General features: G+C 60.4%; 12 protein-coding genes and 6 pseudogenes. 15 read left to right on the forward strand and 3 right to left on the reverse strand.

Annotated features, from left to right (window positions below):
- The first annotated feature begins 10 nt into the window (after positions 1–10).
- From AB4N76_RS11715 to AB4N76_RS11730, 4 genes and pseudogenes are all read left to right on the forward strand, one after another.
- Positions 11–974: pseudogene (locus tag AB4N76_RS11715) on the forward strand (L-carnitine dehydrogenase).
- A 161-nt stretch (positions 975–1,135) separates the two neighbouring features.
- Positions 1,136–1,606: pseudogene (locus AB4N76_RS11720) on the forward strand (thioesterase family protein); the annotation flags it as partial.
- A gap of 18 nt (positions 1,607–1,624) precedes the next feature.
- A pseudogene (locus tag AB4N76_RS11725) lies at positions 1,625–2,786 on the forward strand (gamma-butyrobetaine dioxygenase).
- A gap of 378 nt (positions 2,787–3,164) precedes the next feature.
- Positions 3,165–3,428, forward strand: coding sequence for a hypothetical protein (locus tag AB4N76_RS11730; RefSeq protein WP_046029845.1), 264 nt, complete (start codon positions 3,165–3,167; stop codon positions 3,426–3,428).
- Positions 3,429–3,557: 129 nt separating this feature from the next.
- Here AB4N76_RS11730 and gbdR read toward each other — a convergent pair whose 3' ends face one another.
- The gene (gene gbdR, locus AB4N76_RS11735; RefSeq protein ID WP_046029844.1) at positions 3,558–4,661 is read right to left on the reverse strand and encodes a choline metabolism transcriptional regulator GbdR; all 1,104 of its coding nucleotides are present in this window, start codon (positions 4,659–4,661) and stop codon (positions 3,558–3,560) included.
- Between the two features lie 512 nt (positions 4,662–5,173).
- Entirely contained in the window at positions 5,174–6,550 is a 1,377-nt protein-coding gene (locus AB4N76_RS11740) for an L-serine ammonia-lyase (protein ID WP_460164477.1), read from the reverse strand.
- 435 nt (positions 6,551–6,985) lie between these two features.
- On the opposite strand from AB4N76_RS11740, the gene AB4N76_RS11745 reads away from it, so the two are divergent.
- The 3 genes from AB4N76_RS11745 (at position 6,986) to choV (ending at position 10,031) form a co-directional block, all read left to right on the forward strand.
- Positions 6,986–7,933, forward strand: coding sequence for a choline ABC transporter substrate-binding protein (locus AB4N76_RS11745; protein WP_046029842.1), 948 nt, complete (start codon positions 6,986–6,988; stop codon positions 7,931–7,933).
- 77 nt (positions 7,934–8,010) lie between these two features.
- Positions 8,011–8,856, forward strand: coding sequence for a choline ABC transporter permease subunit (choW, locus tag AB4N76_RS11750; protein WP_046030058.1), 846 nt, complete (start codon positions 8,011–8,013; stop codon positions 8,854–8,856).
- A complete protein-coding gene (gene choV, locus AB4N76_RS11755; protein WP_046029840.1) occupies positions 8,853–10,031 on the forward strand; it encodes a choline ABC transporter ATP-binding protein in 1,179 nt (392 codons plus the stop codon). Before choW ends, choV begins: the two co-directional genes overlap by 4 nt.
- Before the next feature lie 199 nt (positions 10,032–10,230).
- On the opposite strand, the gene AB4N76_RS11760 is transcribed toward choV, so the two are convergent.
- On the reverse strand, positions 10,231–12,171 hold the full coding sequence (locus tag AB4N76_RS11760) for a BCCT family transporter (protein WP_223523092.1): 1,941 nt from the start codon (positions 12,169–12,171) through the stop codon (positions 10,231–10,233).
- Positions 12,172–12,550: 379 nt separating this feature from the next.
- Here AB4N76_RS11760 and betI point away from each other — a divergent pair, with 379 nt between their 5' ends.
- From betI to AB4N76_RS11800, 8 genes and pseudogenes are all read left to right on the forward strand, one after another.
- Positions 12,551–13,144, forward strand: coding sequence for a transcriptional regulator BetI (gene betI, locus AB4N76_RS11765; RefSeq protein ID WP_046029836.1), 594 nt, complete (start codon positions 12,551–12,553; stop codon positions 13,142–13,144).
- A gap of 108 nt (positions 13,145–13,252) precedes the next feature.
- On the forward strand, positions 13,253–14,725 hold the full coding sequence (betB, locus tag AB4N76_RS11770; protein WP_046029834.1) for a betaine-aldehyde dehydrogenase: 1,473 nt from the start codon (positions 13,253–13,255) through the stop codon (positions 14,723–14,725).
- 155 nt (positions 14,726–14,880) lie between these two features.
- Complete coding sequence (gene betA, locus AB4N76_RS11775; RefSeq protein WP_460164478.1) at positions 14,881–16,566, forward strand: choline dehydrogenase; 1,686 nt, start codon at positions 14,881–14,883, stop codon at positions 16,564–16,566.
- Positions 16,567–16,849: 283 nt separating this feature from the next.
- Positions 16,850–18,292 carry a TldD/PmbA family protein gene (locus AB4N76_RS11780; RefSeq protein WP_460164479.1) on the forward strand — a complete coding sequence of 481 codons (1,443 nt, stop codon included), beginning with the start codon at positions 16,850–16,852 and terminating at the stop codon, positions 18,290–18,292.
- Positions 18,292–19,630, forward strand: a pseudogene (locus AB4N76_RS11785) (TldD/PmbA family protein). The gene AB4N76_RS11780 and the pseudogene AB4N76_RS11785 overlap by 1 nt, the downstream one beginning before the upstream one ends.
- Positions 19,631–19,817: 187 nt before the next feature.
- Positions 19,818–21,247, forward strand: a pseudogene (gene mdtD / locus AB4N76_RS11790) (multidrug transporter subunit MdtD).
- Between the two features lie 231 nt (positions 21,248–21,478).
- Positions 21,479–22,815, forward strand: a pseudogene (dbpA, locus tag AB4N76_RS11795) (ATP-dependent RNA helicase DbpA).
- A gap of 159 nt (positions 22,816–22,974) precedes the next feature.
- The gene (locus AB4N76_RS11800) at positions 22,975–24,153 is read left to right on the forward strand and encodes a BaiN/RdsA family NAD(P)/FAD-dependent oxidoreductase (protein ID WP_046030057.1); all 1,179 of its coding nucleotides are present in this window, start codon (positions 22,975–22,977) and stop codon (positions 24,151–24,153) included.
- Positions 24,154–24,262: the final 109 nt, after the last annotated feature.

Consider the following 24,262-nt stretch of genomic DNA (forward strand, 5'->3'; position numbering starts at 1 on the left):
GGAAGTCACCATGACCTTCATCACCGAAATCAAAACTTTGCAGCCCTGGGCAGCGGTGTCATCGGCAGCGGCTGGGTATCGCGCGCCCTCGCCCACGGCCTTGACGTCGTGGCCTGGGACCCGGCACCGGGCGCCGAAGCGGCCTTGCGCAAACGCGTCGCCAATGCCTGGGGCGCACTGGAAAAACAAGGGTTGGCGCCCGGCGCTTCTCAGGATCGCCTGCGCTTTGTCGCAACGATTGAAGAGTGCGTGCGCGATGCGGATTTCATCCAGGAAAGCGCCCCGGAACGCCTGGAATTGAAACTGGAACTGCACAGCAAAATCAGCGCGGCGGCCAAGCCCATGCCTTGATCGGCTCCAGCACTTCGGGCCTGTTGCCGAGCGAATTCTACGAGAGTGCAACACACCCGGAACGCTGCGTGGTCGGCCACCCGTTCAACCCGGTTTACCTGCTGCCATTGGTGGAAGTGGTCGGCGGCAAAAACACCGCGCCTGAAGCCGTGCAAGCGGCGATGAAAGTCTATGAATCCCTCGGCATGCGCCCACTGCATGTACGCAAGGAAGTGCCGGGGTTCATCGCCGACCGTTTGCTCGAAGCGCTGTGGCGAGAGGCGCTGCACCTGGTCAACGACGGTGTGGCGACCACCGGTGAAATCGACGACGCGATTCGTTTTGGCGCGGGCCTGCGCTGGTCGTTCATGGGCACTTTCCTGACGTACACCCTGGCCGGCGGCGATGCCGGGATGCGCCACTTCATGGCGCAATTCGGCCCGGCGTTGCAGTTGCCTTGGACGTACCTGCCTGCGCCGGAACTGACCGACAAATTGATCGATGACGTGGTCGATGGCACTAGCGATCAGTTGGGCAAACACAGCATTTCGGCGCTGGAGCGCTATCGTGATGATTGCCTGCTGGCGGTGCTTGAGGCGGTGAAGACCACCAAAGAGAAGCATGGGATGGCCTTCAGCGAGTAACCCCGCTGAAGAGGCCAGCAGTTGCGGCCTCATCGCGGGCAAGCCCGCTCCCACAGGAATCTCGGGGTGAATCAGATCTGCTTCACACCAATAATCACTGTGGGAGCGGGCTTGCCCGCGAAGGCGGCAGTCCAGTCACCACTTATGTTGGAACCAAAACAATGCCTGCCTTGACCACCTACCAAACCCGCATCATCCCCGACTGGGTCGATTACAACGGCCATCTGCGCGATGCCTTCTACCTGCTGATTTTCAGCTACGCCACCGATGCACTGATGGACCGCCTGGGGCTCGACAGCAACAGCCGCGACGCCAGCGGTCACTCGCTGTTCACCCTGGAACTGCACCTTAACTACCTGCACGAAGTGAAGCTCGACGCCGATGTCGAGGTGCATACGCAAATCATTGGCCACGACAGCAAACGCCTGCACCTCTATCACAGCCTTCATCTCGTGGGCGATGACAAGGAACTGGCCGGTAACGAGCAGATGCTGCTTCACGTCGACCTTGCCGGGCCGCGATCCGCACCGTTCAGCGAACTGTCGCTGAGCAAGCTGCAAGCCATCGTCGCCGACCAGGAAGAATTGCCCACCCCCGAATACATTGGCCGAGTGATCGCATTACCCCCAAAAATAACAAGGAGATCGCCATTGAACACCGCCACTGCTTTGCCGACTTCCGTACTTATCCGTTGATCAGCGCGCTGGCTGGCGTGCAGGCCGTGGCGGATCGTGTACTGGTGAAGTGGGCCGATGAACGCGTCAGCCCCTTTCATCACCAATGGTTGCGGGACAACTGCCCGTGCCCGCAATGCGTCTACACCGTGACCCGCGAGCAAGTGCTAGAGATCGTTGATGTCGCCGAAAACCTGATGCCCAGCGGGGCGAACATCGACGCCCAAGGTTGCCTGTGCGTCGATTGGCAGGACGGCCACGTCAGCCGCTTCGACCCTGGCTGGTTGCGCGCCCACGCCTATGACGATGAGTCCCGCGCCGAGCGTCAGGCCGGCAAACCCAAAGCCAGGCTTTGGCACCACGATTTGCAGTTACCGGTGTTCGAGTATCAGGCGTTGATGAACGACAACGACGCCCTGCTGCAATGGCTGCTGGCGGTGCGCGACATCGGTTTGACTCAAGTTCGTGGCGTACCCACCGAGCCGGGCTCATTGAAGCCAATTGCCCAGCGCATATCGTTCATCCGCGAAAGCAATTTCGGCGTGTTGTTCAATGTGCAATCCAAGGCCGATGCCGACAGCAACGCCTACACCGCTTTCAACCTGCCATTGCACAGCGATCTGCCGACACGGGAGCTGCAACCGGGGCTGCAATTTCTGCATTGCCTGGTCAATGACGCCGACGGTGGCGAGAGTATTTTCGTCGACGGTTTCGCCATCGCCGAGGCCTTGCGCCAGGAGGATCCTGAAGCGTTCCAGAGCCTGTGTGAAATCCCCGTGGAATTTCGCAACAAGGACCGTCACAGCGACTATCGCTGCCTGGCGCCGATCATCGCGCTGAATGCGCTCGGGCACGTATCGGAAATCCGCATGGCGAACTTTTGCGCGGGCCGTTCGATGCGTCGGTGGAGCAAATGCCCAAGCTGTATCGCGCTTATCGCCGCTTTATTGCGATGACCCGCGAACCCCGGTTCAGGCTGATGCAAAGGCTCAATCCCGGTGAGCTGTGGTGTTTTGACAATCGCCGCACCCTCCACGCCCGCAACGCGTTCGACCCTGCCACCGGGGCGCGGCATTTCCAGGGTTGTTATGTCGACCGGGATGAATTGCTGTCGCGCATTCTGGTGTTGCAACGTTAGACCGCGTCATCGTTCATCGCGGGCAAGCCTTGCTCCTACAGGATATGGGTTCAAGCCCGCCCTTGCAGGAGCAAGGCTTGCCCGCGATGGTGCCAGTACAAACACCGCGCAAATCCCTGATTCACAGGCAAAAAAACCCCGATCAAGCCGTGACAAGATCGGAGCTGAGGAGGGTACTGTTGAGGAGCCGTTGCGCGAGGGTGACCAAACCTTCGTGAAGCGAGCTGGGTCCAGTGTGCCCACTCCCGAGTCGGGCAAGTTAGCCGAAAACGACCTGTTCATAGGTATTGCGGCCATTGCGACAAATCGCCCTTGCCGCCACTTCATCCCCCTACGAGAATCGAGCCAAGACACCGTTCCCTGAAGAAGGATTGCGTCATGATGCACGCCGATTTGATTGACCAGGAAGATCTGTTGGGCCAGCTGAAGTCATTGGGTTTTCAAGTCCCGAGCGGCTCTACAGCCGAACAGGCTTGCGAGTGTGCGGTACGAGGTTTGAACAATGAGCGGGCGAATACGCTACGCACCATGGTCAAGCAGATGTACACCAGCAGCGCGACCATCCTGCCGGCCGTGCGCCAGGCGATCGACAAGCAACTGCTGCCAGCCTTGGCGGAGTATCAGCAGAACCATCGAACCTGACAGGACGCCATCGCGGGCAAGCCCAGCTCCCACAAAGTTTGTGTCGTTCGCGAAATGGCGATCCAACACATGACCTGTGGGAGCCGGCGGTGCGACGATTCGACTTGCCCGCGATGAAGGCGCCTCGGTTTAGAGCCTCACACTGGCAAACGTCGACTCGTTACGCGCCTGACTCAGCGCCGACAACGGGCCGGACAACGGCGACAACACCAGAGCTTGCGGCAGCGGCATCATCGCCACCTGTTGCGTGGTGTTGGAACCGACGCGCTCGTCACGTGGTGGAATGCCGAAGTATTCGCGGTAGCACTTGGAGAAGTGCGGCGTGGAAACAAAGCCACACACCGACGCCACTTCGATGATCGACATCGGCGTTTGCTTGAGCAACTGCCGGGCACGGATCAGGCGCAGTTTCAGGTAGTAGCGCGATGGCGAGCAGTGCAGGTATTTCTGGAACAACCGCTCCAGCTGACGACGCGAAACGGCGACATACACCGCCAGTTCGTCGAGGTCGATCGGCTCTTCGAGGTTGGCTTCCATCAGTGCAACGATTTCCTGCAACTTCGGCTGGTTGGTCCCGAGCATGTGCTTGAGCGGCACGCGCTGGTGATCCTGCTCGTTGCGGATGCGTTCATAGACAAACATTTCCGAGATCGCGGCGGACAGTTCACGCCCGTGATCGCGGCTGATCAGGTGCAGCATCATGTCCAGTGGCGCGGTGCCGCCGGAGCTGGTGAAACGGTTACGGTCCAGGGTGAACAAGCGCGTGCTCATGGCCACACGCGGGAACGCTTCCTGCATCGAAGCCAGGCATTCCCAGTGCACGCTGCAATCAAAACCGTCCAGCAGGCCGGCGCACGCCAGGGCCCAACTGCCGGTGCAGACGGCGCCAAGACGACGCGACTGACGCGCCTGGCTTTGCAGCCATGACACGTGCTCTCGGGTGACAGTGCGTTGGATACCGATACCGCCGCAAACGATGATGGTGTCCAGGGCGGGCGCTTTGTGCATGGAGCAGTCGGGGGTGATCTGCAAGCCGTCACTGGCCCAGACCTGGCCGCCGTCGACGGTGATTGTGGTCCAGCGATACAGCTCGCGACCGGACAATTGGTTGGCCATGCGCAGGGGTTCTACGGCAGAGGCCAGAGAAATCAGCGTGAAATTGTCCAGCAGCAAAAAGCCGATGGATTGAGGCGCACGGTTCTGGGGTTGGGCCCCGGAGTTGAACGTCGTCATCGCGGTATCTCCTCACACAAAGCGGGTGATGGCCTCAGGCGGAGGCTCTTTTATTGCCATCGTTCTCGCGTGGGAGACGGGCTTTGTAATGACAGAGCAATTGCCATGCCTATTTTTGAATGTGCGTTCAATAACTCCTGAAAACGACGTCGCGGCATGTCATATAAGCTGCGCAGCGAAGGGCGGATACAAGTGCCATTATCGACGGCAAACGCTCGGCCCTGTTGGGCGTGAGCAAATCGGTAGCACTTGTGGGAACAGGGCTGCGATGTGCTGCGAGAGAGTGTCACCGCAAGCACGGGTGACGGGCGGTCAGGGCCGGTTTGGATCCCTGGGTTTGGCAACGCCGCTTATCTATAAGCGACGCTCCAAAACAACGCGTGTTTGGGTGCGGGTGTTCACTTAGCGCGCAGTTTTGACTGGTCTGACGCCATCGCGGGCAAGCCCGCTCCCACAGTTGATCGCATTCACCTGTGGGAGCCGGGCTTGCCCGCGATGAAGGCGACTCGGTCTCAGCACTCAACCGCGCTCACCGCCAACCCACCGCGCGAAGTCTCTTTATATTTGTCATGCATATCGGCGCCGGTATCACGCATGGTGCGAATCACCCGGTCCAGCGAAATGAAGTGCTGACCATCACCACGCAGGGCCATCTGCGCCGCGTTGATCGCTTTCACCGCGGCAATCGCGTTGCGCTCGATGCACGGCACTTGCACCAACCCGCCCACCGGATCGCAGGTCAGGCCGAGGTTATGCTCCAGGCCGATCTCGGCAGCGTTGCACAGCTGTTCCGGCGTAGCGCCGAGAATCTCCGCCAACCCGGCCGCCGCCATGGCGCAGGCCGAGCCGACTTCGCCCTGGCAACCGACTTCGGCGCCGGAGATCGAAGCGTTCTTTTTGCACAAGATCCCGACCGCTGCGGCACCAAGGAAGTAGTCGACGACATTGGCGTCGGTCACCGCCTCGCTGAATTTCATGAAGTAATGCAATACCGCCGGAATGATCCCCGCCGCACCGTTGGTCGGTGCCGTGACCATGCGGCCGCCGGCGGCGTTTTCTTCGTTGACCGCCAGGGCGAACAGGTTGACCCACTCCATGGCGCTCAAGGTCGAGCCGATCACGTTGGGTTTACCCAACTCCTGCAAGCTGCGGTGCAACTTGGCAGCGCGACGACGCACATTGAGGCCGCCGGGCAGGATACCTTCGTGCTTGAGGCCCTGGTCGACACAATCTTGCATGGCGCGCCACAGCTTCATCAGGCCGGCGCGGATTTCTTCTTCACTGCGCCACACTTTCTCGTTGGCCATCATCAGTTCAGCCACCCGCAGATCGTGCTTTTTGCACAGTTCCAACAGCTCGGCGGCGCTGGAGAAATCGTACGGCAACACGGTGCGGTCAAGATCGACCACGCCACTGGATGCCTGGGTTTCATCCACGACAAAACCACCGCCGACGGAATAGTAGGTGTCGCGATGCAACTCGCCGTGATCGCCTTCGACAATCAGGGTCATGGCATTGGGGTGGAACGGCAGGTTTTCGTCGATCAGGCGCATGTCCCGGGCCCAGATGAAGGGCACCGACAAGCGACCATCGAGTAGCAACATGTGGGTTTCGCGCAGGGTTTCGATACGGATGCCGATTTGCGACGGGTCGATTGCGTCCGGCCACTCGCCCATCAGGCCCATGATCACCGCGTTGTCGCTGCCGTGACCAATGCCGGTAGCTGACAGCGAACCGTACAACTGGACTTCGACACGCCGTACTTGCTCCAGCAAATGCTTGTCACGCAGCGATTCAACAAACAGCGCGGCGGCCCGCATCGGCCCCACGGTGTGCGAACTGGAAGGGCCGATGCCGATTTTGAACAGGTCGAAAACACTGATAGCCATGACTGCCGAACTCCTGGATGTGCCGACTCCAGACGCAAAAGCGCCCAGTGGCGGAGCTGCTACGCTCAAGCTGCAATCCGCCGAGATGGCCGCATCATCAAGCTTTTGCCAGGTTGTTCGACGTCTCACACCGACGCACTCATGCTCACTAACGCCGCGTGTCTTTTACGTCGCGTTTTCGCCGTTTTTTTGCGGATCAGAGGGGGAAAGAGGGCTGAAAAAAGCTGTAAACGACGTCACCGACACTGGATGCGACCATCCCTGTACTGGATACGACGCACCCTGTAGGCGTCAGATTTTCAGTGGTACATGATCGTATCGACTCGATTGCAAGGCGCCGGGGTAGAGCTGTCTCCAAAACGCCATCCAACCGCAACCTATAAGTGCGGTGGTCCAGTCGGAACACTGCCAAAAAAAACACCAAGGAGTCCATCCATGAAAGGTTCCCCGTCGTTGTTGTTGGCCGCCATGCTGAGTCTGCCGTTACTGGCTCAAGCTGCTGAACCCGCTCAGTGCAGCACCGTAAACTTCTCCGATGTCGGCTGGACCGACATTACCGCGACAACCGCCACCACCAGCGTCGTGCTCAACGCTCTCGGCTACAAGACCAAGACCACCATGATTTCCGTGCCCGTGACCTACAAGTCCCTGGCCGACGGCAAGAACATGGACGTGTTCCTCGGTAACTGGATGCCGACCATGGAAAACGACATCAAGGCCTACCGCGATGCCGGCACCGTGGAAACTGTGCGCACCAACCTCAAGGGTGCCAAGTACACCCTCGCCGTACCTCAAGCCCTGTATGACAAGGGTCTGCATGACTTCGCCGACATCGCCAAATTCAAGAAAGAGCTCGACGGCAAGATCTACGGCATCGAGCCTGGCAACGACGGTAACCGTCTGATCCAGAGCATGATCGACAAGGACGCCTTCGGCCTCAAGACCGCCGGCTTCAAAGTCGTCGAGTCCAGCGAAGCCGGCATGCTGTCCCAGGTCGACCGCGCACAGAAACGCGACACCGCCGTGGTCTTCCTCGGCTGGGCACCGCACCCGATGAACAAGCGCTTCAAGATTCAATACCTGACCGGTGGTGACGACTTCTTCGGCCCCGACTTCGGTGCCGCCACCGTGGCAACCAACACCCGCAAGGGCTATGCCCAGGAATGCGGCAACGTGGGGACGCTGTTGAAAAACCTGGAGTTCACCGTCGACATGGAAAGTGAACTGATGGGCAACATCCTGGACGACAAGATGAAGCCTGACGCGGCCGCAAAGGCCTGGCTTAAAAAGAATCCACAGGTGCTCGATACCTGGCTCGCTGGCGTGACCACCATTGACGGTAAACCTGGCCTGGAGGCCGTGAAAGCCAAACTGACGCCTTGAATTAGGGAGCACCGTTTATGCCGGGCGGCGTACGCCGTCCGGGCTGTTTATTTCCTTGCATGCGGACGTTCACTACCATGCTGATTGATCAGAAAATACCTTTAGGCCAGTACATCGCAGGCTTCGTCGAATGGTTGACGCAACACGGCGCCAGCACCTTCGACGCAATCGCCCTGACACTGGAAACAATGATCCACGGCGTGACGTTTGCGCTGACCTGGTTCAACCCGCTGGCATTGATCGGCCTCATCGCGCTACTGGCCCACTTCATTCAACGCAAGTGGGGGCTGACGGTTTTCGTCATCGCCTCCTTCCTGCTGATCCTCAACCTGGGGTACTGGCAGGAAACCATGGAAACCCTCGCCCAGGTGTTGTTTGCCACCCTGGTCTGCGTGGTCATCGGCGTGCCGCTGGGCATCGTCGCCGCGCACAAACCAATGTTCTACACTTTAATGCGTCCGGTACTCGATCTGATGCAGACCGTACCGACCTTCGTTTACCTCATTCCTACCCTGACCCTCTTCGGGCTGGGTGTGGTGCCAGGCCTGATCTCCACGGTGGTGTTTGCGATTGCCGCGCCGATCCGCCTGACCTACCTGGGCATCCGCGATGTCCCGCAAGAACTGATGGACGCCGGCAAAGCCTTCGGCTGCTCGCGCCGTCAATTGCTCTCACGGATCGAACTGCCCCACGCCATGCCAAGCATCGCGGCCGGTATCACCCAGTGCATCATGCTGTCGCTGTCGATGGTGGTGATTGCGGCACTGGTGGGCGCCGATGGCCTGGGCAAACCCGTGGTCAACGCACTGAACACTGCCGATATCGCCCTGGGCTTTGAAGCGGGCCTGGCGATCGTATTGCTGGCGATCATGCTCGACCGTATCTGCAAACAACCCGACGCTAAAGTAGGGGGTGACGCATGAGCATTATTCGCTTTGAAGACGTCGACGTAATCTTCTCCAAAGACCCGCGCGAGGCGCTCAAGCTTCTCGACCAAGGCATGACCCGCGACCAGATCCTGAAAAAAACCGGGCAGATCGTCGGCGTTGAAAAAGCCAGCCTGGACATCGAGAAAGGCGAAATCTGCGTGCTGATGGGCCTGTCCGGGTCCGGCAAATCCAGCCTGCTGCGTTGCATCAACGGCCTCAACACCGTCAGCCGTGGCAAGTTGTTCGTCGAGCACGAAGGCAAGCAGATCGACATTGCTTCCTGCACCCCGGCAGAACTGAAAATGATGCGCACCAAGCGCATTGCGATGGTGTTCCAGAAATTCGCCCTGATGCCTTGGCTGACAGTGCGCGAGAACATCAGTTTCGGTCTGGAAATGCAGGGTCGCCCGGAGAAAGAACGCCGCAAACTGGTAGACGACAAGCTGGAGCTGGTGGGCCTGACCCAGTGGCGCAACAAGAAACCCGACGAGCTCTCCGGCGGTATGCAGCAACGTGTTGGCCTGGCCCGCGCCTTGGCGATGGACGCTGACATTCTGTTGATGGACGAACCGTTCTCGGCACTCGACCCGCTGATCCGCCAGGGACTGCAAGACGAACTGCTGGAACTGCAACGCAAGTTGCACAAGACCATCGTGTTCGTGAGTCACGACCTCGATGAAGCGCTCAAGCTCGGCAGCCGTATTGCAATCATGAAAGACGGCCGGATCATCCAGTACAGCAAGCCCGAAGAGATCGTGTTGAACCCGGCGGACGATTACGTGCGCACGTTCGTGGCTCACACCAATCCGCTCAACGTGTTGTGCGGTCGCAGCCTGATGCGCACGCTGGACAACTGCAAGCGCATCAACGGTTCGGTGTGCCTGGATCCGGGTGGCGATTCGTGGCTGGACCTGGCTGAAGGCAACACCATCAAGGGCGCTCGCCAGAACGGCGCGAACCTTGACCTGCAAAACTGGATTCCAGGGCAAGCGGTAGAAGGCTTGGGGCGTCGGCCGACGCTGGTGGACTCGAACATCGGCATGCGCGATGCGCTGCAGATTCGCTACCAGACCGGCAACAAGCTGGTGCTGCATGACAACAACAAAGTGGTCGGGATTCTGGGTGACAGCGAGCTGTATCACGCGTTGCTCGGCAAGAACCTGGGATAAGTCAGCAGACACAAAAAAACGCCGCGAGAGGATCGCGGCGTTTTTGTTTATGGGATATCGGGTGATGCCGTATCAGGTCTGATGGCCCCATCGCGGGCAAGCCCGCTCCCACATGGGCGGTGCATACCTTGTGGGAGCGGGCTTGCCCGCGATGAAGGACATGCGGTGCTTCAGACTGAAACACCGCATCACTCACACCTTAGCTATAAACCCGGCCAAGGAGTTGCCGATGGCTTTCAAACTGATCGAGCACGTCGCGGGTGATCTGATCCTGAGTGAAACCCATCAAGTCATAGTCCTGGCTGCCGTTGTGCAGGTACACCTCGGCGCGGTAGTAGCGCTGGCGTGTCTCATCGGACTGGGCCGACTCGGTTGGCGTAGCCAGATAGCCATCCAGGCTGACTTCGTAGACAAACGGATTGCCCTCCTCCATCTCGACCCGAACGCCCATGCAACGCTTGGATTTACCGAGCATGGTTTGCACTTGCAGACCTTGCGTACGCAGTTGCGCCGTCGCATCTTCCAATGCCGGGCTGACGTGCTTGTCCATGAAGCGCTGAACGATCGACTGGCTAGGTTGCAGGTCCAACTGAGTCAAACGCTCGGTGAAACCACGACGACCGCGTGCAGCCAGCTCCGCTTGCTCCTGTTCGATCTGCACGTCCTGGCGCATGGCCTTGTGCAAGCCGAACATGAAGAACACCAGCACCACCGAGAATGGCAGACCGGCCAGCACCACCATGGTTTGCATGGCTTCGAAGTTACCGGCAAACAGCAAGCCGATGGTCACCAGCGTGATCACCGCCGACCAGAAGATCCGCAACCAGTGCGGCGCATCTTCGTCGACATTGCCGCCCTTGCAGGAAAGGTTGGCCATCATCACCGCGCCGGAATCCGCCGGGGTCAGGAACAGCACGAAACCGACAAAGATCGACACGCCGATCACCACTTTCGACGCCGGGTAATGCTCAAGCAACTGGTAGATTGCCATGGACGGCTGTTCGAGCGCCGTCTTCCCGAGCTCCACCGCCCCATGGTTCATCACCAGGTCCAGGGCCGAGTTACCGAAGATCGACAGCCATGCCAGAGTGAAACCCAGTGGAATCAGCAGCACGCCGGCCACCAGCTCGCGCACGGTGCGACCACGGGAAATACGTGCGATGAACATGCCGACGAATGGGGCCCAGGAAATCCACCACGCCCAGTAGAACAGGGTCCACAGACCCAGCCAGCGGTCGGACTTTTCACTGTCGCCTTCGTACACGTAGAGGTCGAAGGTCTTCAGCACTACGCCGTTCAGGTAGTCACCGACGTTCTGCACAAAACCGTTGAGCAGGTGCAATGTCGGGCCGAACAGCAGCACGAAAATCAGCAGGCCGCTGAACAGCACGATGTTCAGGTTAGACAGACGGCGGATGCCGTTTTCCACGCCCGACACGGCAGCGATGGTCGCCACGGTGCTCATCACGATGATCACGATCAGCAGGTTGGTGTTGCTGTGCTCCATGCCGAACAGGTTTTCCAGGCCCGACGACACTTGCAACGAACCAATCCCCAGGTTCGTCACCAGCCCCAGCAGGGTCACGAACATGCCAAAGCCGTCCACCGCATGACCGGCCGCGCCTTTGACCCAACGCTCGCCCACCAGCGGATACAACGCCGAACGCAACGCCAGCGGCTGGTTGTGACGGTAAGCAAAGTAAGCAACGGCCAGACCGACCAGTGCGTAGATCGCCCAGCCATGCAGGCCCCAGTGCAGGAACGTCAGTTGAACAGCCTGACGCGCGGCCATGTTGCTGGCGGCCACGCCTTCGGGCGGGTTGAAGTAGTGGTCCAGCGGCTCGGACGCACCGAAGTACAACAGCGAGATGCCGATACCCGACGAGAACAGCATCCCCGCCCAGGCACCGTAGCTGAAGTCCGGGGTGTCGTCCTTGCTGCCCAGTTTGAGCTTGCCGTACGACGAAAACGCCAGGCCCACCACGAACACGAGGTAAGCGGCGATCACCACCATGTAGTACCAGCCGAAGCTGCGGGACAACCAGGCCTGAGCAATACCGAGCAATCTGCCGGCCTCTTGCGGGGCGATGATCAGAATGGCGGTCAACAACAGGATCAACGCGGTAGAGGTGTAGAACACCCAACCGTTGACCGTCACCTTATCGGGTGGGGTCTTTATAAGAGAGGCAGAACTCATGGCACAGATGCTCCAGCAAGTGCGAGAGAAGAACACAAGGCAACGCGATACCCGACCAATCGGTTAGTTGGCAGCCGACCAGTGGGTGATATAAAGACACCCCGAAAAAAGCCCGAAACCCCAAGAGCGCCAGAGCGCGTAGGTTTCGAGCATTTTCGAATGTCGTTTTTTCGCCAGCTACACGTAGGAAAAAACGCAGGCAGCGACGATTTGTCGCAGATCTTATTCTTTGTTGATTGAACGTTCAATCAAAACAAAATAGACTGGCCCTCAATCCGGTAGCCGTTTGACGTCCACCGGAAGGCCTAAGGAGATGTGCAAGATGCCCAAGGTCGGTATGCAACCCATCCGCCGCCAGCAATTGATCGAAGCCACGTTGCAGGCCGTCGATCAAGTCGGCATGGGGGACGCCAGCATTGCGCTGATCGCCCGTTTGGCCGGTGTCTCGAATGGCATCATCAGTCACTATTTTCAGGACAAGAATGGCCTGATTGCCGCCACGATGCGGTATCTGATGACCGCCCTCAGCGAGAGCGTCACCTTGCGCCGTCAGGCGCTGGCAGATGACAGCCCACGGGCGCATCTGCAGGTGATCATCGAAGGCAACTTCGACGCCAGCCAGGTCAATGGCCCGGCAATGAAAACCTGGTTGGCCTTCTGGGCTACCAGCATGCACCAGCCGTCTTTGCACAGGTTGCAGCGGATCAACGATCACCGTCTGTATTCCAACCTGTGCTGCGAGTTCCGCCGCGTATTGCCGCTCGATGATGCGCGCACTGCAGCCCGCGGCCTCGCAGCCCTGATTGACGGGTTGTGGTTGCGCGGCGCGTTGTCGGGAGACGCTTTCGACACCGGGCAGGCGCTTCAGATCGCTTACGAATACATGGATACCCAACTGGCCAAGCGGGTGAGTTAGAGCACACATAAACGCTCAACCCCCGAACCGCCACTGGTCAGCGTCGCCAACGCTTCACGGCACGCCCCGGTGGTCAACGCCAACCACTTATGCACTTGCGAGGACTTTATGGCCCGTTTCGAACTGCAAAAACTCTACATCGATGGCGGCTACAGTGACGCCAGCAGCGACGCCACTTTCGAAGCCATCAACCCGGCTAACGGTGAAGTCCTCGCAAAAGTACAACGCGCGACCCAGTCAGACGTCGAGCGCGCTGTGGTCAGCGCCGAAAAGGGCCAGAAAATCTGGGCCGCGATGACCGCCATGGAGCGTTCGCGCATCCTGCGTCGTGCCGTCGACATCCTGCGCGAGCGCAACGATGAGCTGGCCGCCCTGGAAACCCTGGACACCGGCAAGTCGTACTCCGAAACCCGCTACGTCGACATCGTCACCGGCGCTGACGTGCTGGAATACTACGCAGGCCTGGTGCCAGCCATCGAAGGCGAGCAGATCCCGCTGCGCACCACTTCATTCGTCTACACCCGTCGCGAGCCGCTGGGCGTCGTGGCCGGGATCGGCGCGTGGAACTACCCGATCCAGATCGCCCTGTGGAAATCCGCACCTGCCCTGGCGGCCGGTAACGCGATGATCTTCAAACCAAGCGAAGTCACCTCGCTGACCACCCTGAAACTGGCCGAGATCTACACCGAAGCCGGCCTGCCAGCGGGCGTATTCAACGTGCTGACCGGCAGCGGCCGTGAAGTCGGCACCTGGTTGACCGAACACCCACGTATCGAAAAAATCTCCTTCACCGGCGGCACCGACACCGGCAAGAAGGTCATGGCCAGCGCTTCGGCCTCGTCGCTCAAAGACGTGACCATGGAACTGGGCGGCAAGTCCCCGCTGATCATTTTCGACGACGCCGACCTCGATCGCGCTGCCGACACTGCAATGATGGCCAACTTCTACAGCTCCGGCCAGGTCTGCACCAACGGCACTCGCGTGTTCGTACCGAGCCACTTGAAAGCCGCTTTCGAAGCCAAGATCGCTGAACGCGTTGCGCGCATCCGCGTTGGCAACCCGGAAGACGAAAACACCAACTTCGGCCCGCTGGTCAGCTTCGCTCACATGGAGAGCGTGCTGGGTTACATCGCCAAGGGTAAAGAAGAAGGCGCTCGCGTTCTGTGCGGCGGCAGCCGTCTGACCGAAGGCGAATTCGCCAAAGGCGCATTCGTGGCCCCGACCGTGTTCACCGACTGCACCGACGACATGACCATCGTGCGCGAAGAAATCTTCGGCCCGGTGATGGCGATCCTGACTTACGAAACCGAAGAAGAAGTGATCCGTCGTGCCAACGACACCGACTTCGGCCTGGCCGCTGGCGTTGTCACCAAGGACCTGAACCGCGCTCACCGCGTGATTCATCAACTGGAAGCCGGTATCTGCTGGATCAACGCCTGGGGCGAATCCGACGCCAAGATGCCGGTCGGCGGTTACAAGCAGTCGGGCGTTGGCCGTGAGAACGGCATCAGCTCACTGAACAACTTCACCCGCATCAAATCGGTACAGGTCGAACTGGGCGATTACGCCTCGGTGTTCTAAGGCGCACCTGAAACCCTGTAGCAGCTGCCGAGGAACGAGGCTGCGTTGCGCGTCCGCAGGACCGCCCTCAAAGGGGTCGCTGCGCAACCCAACGCAGCCTCGTTCCTCGGCAGCTGCTACAGGTGACCTGACCAACTTCAAAGAGGGTGCATTCAATGTCCCAAGAATTCGATTACATCATCATCGGTGCCGGTTCGGCCGGTAACACCCTGGCGACCCGCCTGACTGAAGACGAAGGCGTCACTGTCCTGCTGCTCGAAGCCGGCGGCCCGGATTACCGTTTCGACTTCCGCACACAGATGCCGGCCGCCCTGGCGTTCCCGCTGCAAGGTCGTCGCTACAACTGGGCCTACGAAACCGATCCAGAACCCTACATGGACGGTCGCCGGATGGAATGCGGTCGCGGCAAGGGCCTGGGTGGTTCTTCGCTGATCAACGGCATGTGCTACATCCGCGGCAACGCAATGGATTACGACGGCTGGTCGAAACTGCCAGGGCTGGAAGACTGGACCTACCTCGACTGCCTGCCGTATTTCCGCAAGGCGGAAACCCGCGACATCGGCCCGAACGATTACCACGGTGGCGATGGCCCGGTCAGCGTGACCACGCCAAAAGCCGGCAACAACCCGCTGTTCCACGCCATGGTTGAAGCGGGCGTGCAAGCCGGCTACCCGCGCACTGAAGACTTGAACGGCTACCAGCAAGAAGGCTTCGGCCCGATGGACCGTACCGTGACGCCGAAAGGTCGTCGTGCCTCCACCGCTCGCGGTTACCTGGACGTCGCCAAGAAGCGTTCGACCCTGTCCATCGTCACCCACGCCCTGACTGACAAGATCCTGTTCGAAGGCAAGCGTGCCGTTGGCGTGCGTTACCTGATCGGTGCCGCCGAAGAGCGCGTTGAAGTCCGTGCCCGCAAAGAAGTGCTGCTGTGCTCCGGCGCCATCGCTTCGCCGCAGATTCTGCAACGCTCCGGCGTCGGCCCGGCCGAACTGCTCAACAAGCTCGACATCCCGGTGGTCCACGACCTGCCAGGCGTCGGCGAAAACCTGCAGGATCACCTTGAGCTGTACCTGCAATACGCCTGCACCCAACCGGTTTCGCTGTACCCGTCGCTGCTCTGGTACAACCAGCCAGCCATCGGTGCCGAATGGCTGTTCAACGGCACCGGCATCGGCGCCAGCAACCAGTTCGAAGCCGGCGGTTTCATCCGCACCCGTCCGGAATTCGAATGGCCGAACATCCAGTACCACTTCCTGCCGGTCGCGATTAACTACAACGGCAGCAACGGTGTGCAAGAGCACGGTTTCCAGGCGCACATGGGTTCCATGCGTTCGCCAAGCCGTGGCCGCATCCAGGCCAAGTCCAAGGATCCGCGCGAGTACCCGAGCATCCTGTTCAACTACATGGCCACCGAGCAAGACTGGCAAGAATTCCGCGACGGCATCCGCCTGACCCGTGAAATCATGCAACAGCCGGCTCTCGACGCTTTCCGTGGCCGCGAAATCAGCCCCGGCATCGACGTGCAGACCGACGAGCAACTGGACACGTTCATCCGCGAGCACGCCGAAACCGCGTTCCACCCGTCCTGCTCGTGCAAGATGGGCACCGACGAGATGGCAGTGGTCGATGGCGAAGGCCGCGTGCATGGCATGCAAGGTCTGCGCGTGGTCGATGCCTCGATCATGCCGATCATCACCACCGGCAACCTGAACGCGCCGACGATCATGATGGCCGAGAAAATCGCCGACAAGATCCGTGGCCGCAAGCCGTTGCCGCGCAGCACCGCCAACTACTATGTGGCGGGCGAAGCGCCGGTGAAGGGCAAGCCTTGCGTGATGTGAGCGCTACTGCTCAGTAAGACCGTTACACCGAGGCGCTGCCTTCGCGAGCAAGCCTGCTCCCACATTTGACCGAGTCGCCAGATAACGACGCGGTCAAATGTGGGAGCGGGCTTGCTCGCGAAGGGGGCCGCCATAACACCACACCTCTCCCGGTAACATTTTCCTACACCGATCCAAGCTTGATCCTACCCCCCGCGCAGGCCTAATCTAGCGCCACGCAAACGTTTCACCTCCCCCCTCGCACGACCGCAGCACCGCCACTCCATACCAAGGAGGTCCCCGAATGTTCGATTTCCACCCCCAGCTCAAGCAGCGCTTTGCTGCCTTGCGCACGGGCGCTGAATTTTTTTCGCTGCGTTATGTGCGCGAGTCCGGCCAATACCTGTCGGTGCGCAAGAACGTCGCCGAACCTCCAAGCCTGAGCCGTGACGAAGGGGCAATGTTGACCGTGCGGGTCAACGGCGTTGAAGCCTACGCCGCCACCAACGATCTGTCGCAACACGGCCTGCAATCAGCCCTGGACCGCGCCGAGCAACAAGCCCGCCGGCTCAAGCCCCACGCGTTGCTCGACCTGCGTGACCAACCCGTCTCCAGTGATCGCGCCGACTACTTTTCGCCCAACCTCGACCAGCCCTTCCCGTCCCTGAGCGACTGCTACCAATTGCTCGGTGCCGAATCCGCGTCCGTGCCCAAGGACGAGCGATTGGTGAACTGGCAGGTGAGCATTGGCATCACCCACGTCGAACAGATTTACCTCAACAGCGCCGGCGCCGAACTGCGTCAGGCCCAGCGTTTTGTCTACCCTGGCCTGGACGTCACCGCCTATGACGGCAGCGACAGCCAGACCCGCAGCCTGGGCCGCGAGAATTTTGGCCAGCAGGGCGGCGCCGATGTCATCAGCCGTTGCGGCCTGATCGGCGCCGGCCCGACCGTCGCCGATCAGGCGCTGCAATTGCTGCTGGCGCCGAACACTCCGCAAGGTCCGCGTGATCTGTTGCTGATGCCCGACCAGATGATGCTGCAGATCCACGAATCCATCGGTCACCCGCTGGAACTGGACCGCATCCTCGGTGACGAGCGCAATTACGCCGGCACCAGCTTCGTCAAGACAGAGGATTTCGGCCATCTGCAATACGGCTCAAAGCTACTCAACGTGACCTTCGACCCGGACATCCCCGAGCAGCTCGCCAGCTACGGCCATGACGACGACGGCACCGCCGCGAGCAAGCAGTTCCTGATCAAGGAAGGTTTGCTGCTACGTCCATTGGGCGGTGCGCTGTCGCAATTTCGCGCGGGCATGGACGGCGTCGCCAACAGCCGCGCCTGCGGCTGGAACCGCCCGCCGATCGACCGCATGGCCAACCTCAACATCGAGCCCGGCGATCAACCGCTGGCGCAACTGATCGGCAATATCGAACACGGCATCATGATGTCGACCAATCGATCGTGGTCCATCGACGATGCGCGCAACAAGTTCCAGTTCGGTTGCGAATGGGCGCAGTTGATTGAAAACGGTGAGCTCAAAGGCGTGGTGAAAAACCCGAACTACCGGGCGATTTCCGCGCAGTTCTGGAAAAGCCTCAGCGCCGTCGGTGACGCCAGCACCTTCAAGGTCCTGGGCACACCCAACTGCGGCAAAGGTGAACCGAACCAGGTGATCCGCGTCGGCCACGCCTCGCCGGCTTGTGTGTTCAGCAACGTAGATGTGTTTGGAGGAGACGCCTGATGAGTACGTCAAACAATCAGGCCGAGTCGTTCAAGGCATTGGTCAAGTGGCTGCGCGAGGCGATTCGCGAGCCGGAACAGTTCACCCTCAGCTACGCCGCCGAATCCTCGGCCTTTGTGCGTTTCAACCACGCCAAGGTGCGGCAGGCCGGGCAGGTGCAGCAGGCGAGTCTCGGTTTCAAACTGATCAACGATGGCCGCCACGCCGACCTTGAAATCACACTGGCCGGCGACCCGGACGTTGACGTGCAGCGTTTGGCCGAAGGCCTGCAACAGCTGCGCGAAACCTTGCCATTGCTGCCGCAGGATCCGTACCTGCTGCTCAACCACAACGGCTGGCAGAGCAAGAATGTGCAGGATCATCCGCTGCCGGATACCGAGCAGGTAGTTGCCGAAATCACTCAGGCCGCCGAAGGGCTGGACCTGGTGGGTTTCTACGCGGCAGGCCCGATCAGCCGTGGCTTCGCCAGTTCGTCGGGCGCGTTTGGCTGGCATCAAGCCAACAGTTTCAACTTCGATTTCAGCCTGTTTCACGACAATGGCCAGGCGGTGAAAGCCAGTTACGCCGGGCACGACTGGAACAGTGAAGGGTTCGCCAAGCGCTTCCAGCAGGCGCGTGAGCAGTTGGCGTTTCTCGGTCGACCGTTGCGTACGTTGGCACCGGGGCAGTACCGCGCCTACCTCGCCCCGGCGGCGCTTGAAGAAATCATGGGCATGCTCTGCTGGGGGGGATTTTCGGCGCAGTCGATTGCCAGCAAAACCAGCCCGCTGCAAAAGCTTTATGCGGGGGACAGTGCATTCAGCCCGCAGGTGTCCATTGATGAAAAAGTCAGTGGTTCGTTAAGCCCGGCGTTCTCCGGCGAAGGTTACCCACGCAGTGATCTGGGGTTGATCGTCGAAGGCAAGGCCGGCGCGCAAATGGTCAGTTCCCTGCAGCGCAGCCGAGTACGGCTTGACCGCCAACGGGGCCGGCGGCGGTGAGATGCCGAGCGCATTGAACATGGCGGCGGGTACGCTGCCTGAGGCAGAGATCCTCAAACAACTGGGCACCGGCCTGTACATCAGCAACCTCTGGTACTTGAACTACTCGGATCAACCGGCGGCGCGCCTGACCGGGATGACGCGGTTTGCGACGTTCTGGGTCGAGAACGGCGAGATTCAGGCACCGGTGAGCACCATGCGTTTTGATGACAGCGCCTACAGTTTGCTCGGTTCGCAGCTGGAAGCATTGACCGAGGAACGCGAGTTGTTGCTGTCGGCGAGTACCTACAGCCAGCGGGCCACGGCGTCGGCGTTGCTGCCGGGGGCCCTAATCAAAAAACTTACACTGACCCTGTAATTACCCTGTAGCAGCTGGCGAAGCCTGCGTTCGAGGACGCAGTCCTCGCCGGTTCAGCAATCACGGTATTACAGACGGAACACCGTGGCCGATTTGCGAGGACTTCGTCCTCGAACGCAGGCTCCGCCAGCTGCTACAGGGTTCACCGTTCTGCAGATTGTTTCGCCTAAAACCCGCAAGAGGTCCCATGCCCAACCGCCCACCTTCCTCGACGCTGTCACCGCCCGCTGGATCCCGTGGGTCGTCGCCATTGCTTTTTTCATGCAGTCCCTCGACGGGACCATCCTCAACACCGCCCTGCCGGCCATGGCTCGGGACCTGGCGGAAGACCCGTTGCGCATGCAGGGCGTGATCATCGCCTACATGCTTACCGTCGCCTTGCTGATCCCCGCCTCTGGCTGGATCGCCGACCGCTTCGGCACCAAGAAGATCTTCTTCAGCGCGATCCTGTTGTTCAGTCTCGGCTCATTGCTCTGCGCCCTATCCAGCAGCCTGACCATGCTGAACGGCGCCCGAGTGATTCAGGGTCTGGGCGGGGCGCTGATGCTGCCGGTCGGTCGACTGGTGGTACTGCGTGCCTACCCGCGTTCGGAACTGGTGCGGATCATGGGGTTCATCACCATTCCCGGCCTGCTCGGCCCGTTGATCGGCCCGACTATGGGCGGCTGGATGGTGCAATACCTGACATGGCACTGGATCTTTCTGATCAACCTGCCGGTCGGGCTGGTCGGTTGCTACGCCGTGTGGAAATTCATCCCGGACCTGCGTGGCTCCGAGCGCACCCGTTTCGATAGCCTGGGCTTTGTGCTGTTTGGCGCGGCGATGATTTTGATCACCATCGCCATGGAAGGCCTGGGCGAACTGCACCTGCCTCACTTGCGGGTGATGCTGCTGTTGTTCGGCGGCATGGCCTGCCTGGCGGCGTACTGGTTGCGGGCCGGGCATATCGACAATCCGCTGTTCGCGCCGTCGCTGTTCAAGACCCGGACCTTCGCCGTCGGCATTCTCGGCAATCTGTTCGCCCGGCTCGGCAGCGGCGCCCTGCCCTTCCTCGTGCCGTTGTTGCTGCAAGTGGCGCTGGGTTACTCGCCGTCACAGGCCGGGATGAGCATGCTGCCGCTGGCCGCGGCGGCGATGATCGCCAAGTGGGTCGCGCGACCGCTGATCGAGCGTTGGGGCTATCGCATCGTGCTCACCGGCAACACCTTGGCGCTGGGGATCATGTTGGCGAGCATGGGCCTGGTCAGCGAACAGACGCCGTACTGGCTGCTGCTGTGTCTGCTGGCGATTCTCGGGGCGATCAACTCGCTGCAATTTACCGCGATGAACACCGTGACCCTGATCGACCTCGACGACGCCAGCGCCAGCAGCGGCAACAGCCTGTTGTCGGTGGTGGCGCAATTGTCCCTGAGCCTGGGGGTTGCGTGCGCCGGTGCGTTGCTCGGCGGCTTTACCGCAGAGATCGGCAACGATGGCGTGGAGACGGTTCTGGGCGCGTTCCAACTGACGTTTGTGACCGTCGGCATCATGGCAATGCTCGCCGCCACGATATTTTCCCAGCTCTCACCAACAGATGGCCGACGGATGGTCAGCCGCGAGCACGATATAGAGCACTGACTTGTAGCAGCTGCCGAGGCACGAGGCTGCGCTGGGCTGCGAAGCGGCCCCCGATAGCGGTCCTGCGGACACGCAACGCAGCCTCGTGCCTCGGCAGCTGCTACAGGCTATTCGTCCAGAATTTGCAGGTAGAGAGGGCGAGACTGGTACACTGCGCGACATTTTGTTTTGCAGGCCAGTCCCGTGACCACCATCGCCACCGCTTTTAATACTTTGCCGCTGTCCGCCGCCATGCTGGCTAACCTCGACTCCCTCGGTTATGCCCAGATGACGCCGATCCAGGCGCAAAGCTTGCCGGTGATCCTCAAGGGGATGGACCTGATCGCCCAGGCCAAGACCGGCAGCGGCAAGACCGCCGCCTTCGGTATCGGCCTGCTGAACCCGATCAATCCGCGCTACTTCGGTTGCCAGGCGCTGATCCTGTGCCCGACCCGCGAGCTGGCCGACCAGGTCGCCAAGGAAATCCGTCGCCTGGCCCGTGCCGAAGACAACATCAAGGTCCTGACCCTGTGCGGCGGCGTGTCCCTCGGCCCGCAGATCGCTTCGCTGGAACATGGCGCGCACATCATCGTCGGCACGCCGGGGCGCATTCAGCAGCACCTGCGCAAAGGTTCGCTGGTATTGCACGGCCTCAACACGCTGATTCTCGACGAAGCTGACCGCATGCTCGACATGGGTTTCTACGACTCCATCGAAGAGATCATCATGCAGGCGCCGGAGCGTCGCCAGACCCTGCTGTTTTCCGCCACCTACCCGGTGGGCATCAAGCAGTTGGCCTCGAAGTTCATGCGCAACCCGCAGCAAGTGAAGGCCGAGGCGTTCCACGACGACTCACAGATCGAACAGCGCTTCTACGAGATATCCCCGGAAGAGCGCATGAGCGTCGTGACCAAGGTCCTCGGCCACTTCCGCCCGGCGTCCTGCGTAGCCTTCTGCTACACCAAGCAACAGGTTCAGGAAACCGTCGATCACCTGACCGCCAAAGGCATCTCCGCCGTCGGCCTGCACGGCGATCTGGAACAGCGTGACCGCGACCAGGTGCTGGCGATGTTCGCCAACCGCAGTACTTCGGTACTGGTAGCCACCGACGTCGCCGCTCGCGGCCTGGACATCGACTCGCTGGACATGGTGATCAACGTCGAACTGGCCCGCGATTCGGAAATCCACATCCACCGCGTCGGCCGTACCGGTCGCGCCGGTGAAAAGGCCTCGCGATCAGCCTGGTCGCACCGCCCGAAGCGCAGCGCGCCCAAGCCATCGAACATTTGCAGCAGACGCCATTGACCTGGGACCTGGTGGACAACCTCACCAGCCAGGGCGGTGGTCCGTTGCTGCCGCAGATGAGCACCCTGTGCATCGGCGCCGGCCGTAAAGACAAGGTTCGTCCGGGTGACATTCTGGGCGCACTGACCGGTGATGCCGGCATTCCGGGCGCTCAGGTCGGCAAGATCGCGATTTTCGACTTCCAGGCTTTTGTGGCCGTTGAACGCGGAATCGCCAAACAAGCCTTGCAGCGCCTGAACGACGGCAAGATCAAGGGCCGCTCGCTGCGCGTACGGATTTTGTAAGAACAACGAATAACCCCTGTGGGAGCCGGGCTTGCCCGCGATGACGGACTAACAGTCAACAATGATGTTGAATGTGCAGGCCTCATCGCGGGCAAATCGAATCGTCGCACCGCCGGTCCCACAGTTTGTTTTGTGGTGTTACATGAAGAGGACACCGTTTTGCGCTCTACCGAAGTCGTGATCATTGGCGCTGGCGCCGCAGGGTTGATGTGTGCGCTGACCGCCGCCGGGCGCGGGCGCAAGGTGATGTTGCTCGACCATGCAAACAAGGCCGGCAAAAAAATCCTGATGTCGGGCGGTGGCCGCTGCAATTTCACCAACATGTACACCGAACCGGGCAATTTCCTCTCGCAAAACGAACACTTCTGCAAATCTGCACTGGCGCGCTACACCCAGTGGGACTTCATCGGCATGGTCGCCAAACACGGCGTGCCGTACCACGAGAAGAAGCTCGGCCAACTGTTCTGCGATAACAAATCCAGCGACATCCTGGAGATGCTGCTCAACGAATGCGATCAGGTCGGCGTGAGCCTGCACCTGGACACCTCGATCCAGACCATCGAGAAGCTCGAAAGCGGTTATCTGCTGGACACGACGCTGGACCAAATCACCTGCGAATCCCTGGTGATCGCCACGGGCGGCCTGTCGATCCCGACGCTGGGCGCGACCGGTTTCGGCTATCAAGTCGCCAAACAGTTTGGCCACGACTTGCTGCCAACCCGCGCCGGCCTGGTGCCGTTCACCATCACCGATCAGCTCAAAGAGCTTTGCACCGAATTGTCCGGTACCTCGGTGGATTGCCTGGTCAGTTGCAACGATCAAAGCTTTCGCGAAAACATCCTGTTCACTCACCGCGGCCTCAGTGGCCCGGCGATTTTGCAGATTTCTTCGTTCTGGGAATCCGGCGACACGGTTGAGATCAACCTGATGCCGGACCACGACGTACACGCCTGGCTGCAACAGCAGCAGGCTGAACGCGCGAACAGCGAACTGAAAACCCTGCTGGGGGAAATCTTCACCAAGAAGATGGCCAACCTGCTGGCGGACAACTGGTTCGTGTCCAAACCGATGAAGCAGTACACCCACGCGGAAATTGCCGACATCGCCGAGAAACTGGCGAGCTGGAAAGTGGTGCCGGCCGGTACCGAAGGTTATCGTACGGCCGAGGTAACGCTGGGCGGCGTCGACACGAACGAAGTGTCATCCAAAACCATGGAGTCGCTGAAAAGCCCGGGGTTGTACTTCATCGGTGAAGTGCTGGATGTCACCGGGCATCTGGGCGGTTTCAACTTCCAGTGGGCGTGGGCCTCCGGCTACGCCGCCGCACAATACACCTGATTCAGCGCAATACCTGTAGGAGCCGAGCTTGCTCGCGATGACGGATTAACGTTCAACAATGATGCTGAACGTTAGACCGCTATCGCGAGCAAGCTCGGCTCCTACATTG

This window comes from Pseudomonas sp. S2_F03, from assembly GCF_054668335.1.